Origin of the sequence: Prevotella illustrans (genome assembly GCF_017426725.1) — a bacterium.
GTDB classification, from domain to species: domain Bacteria; phylum Bacteroidota; class Bacteroidia; order Bacteroidales; family Bacteroidaceae; genus Prevotella; species Prevotella illustrans.
In genome coordinates this window covers 1-205 of the sequence record NZ_JAERMS010000011.1, presented here as the reverse complement: position 1 = coordinate 205, position 205 = coordinate 1, and the positions used below count along the sequence as shown (strand labels likewise).

Below are 205 nucleotides of genomic sequence, written 5' to 3'. Positions count from 1 at the left end.
CTACCAACTGAGCTATTTCCGCATAGTCCTTAATCACAAGGAGCATTCCTCTAAATGCGGTTGCAAAGGTAAGGATTTTTTTTATTTCCACAAACTTTTTGCTACTTTTTTTCAACAAAAATGTACATTCTCTGCCAATAGTGTCCTAAATCAATAGTGTCCTAAATATTTTTCAAAAAAGTGAAGGAAGTTGTTTTCACTAAGG

Annotated in this window: 1 tRNA gene (cut by a window edge); it reads right to left on the bottom strand. The window is 33.7% G+C overall.

Annotated elements, in window-relative coordinates:
• Positions 1–22, bottom strand: a tRNA-Gly gene (locus JHU38_RS05140); it reaches 151 nt to the left of the window's first position.
• Positions 23–205: the final 183 nt, after the last annotated feature.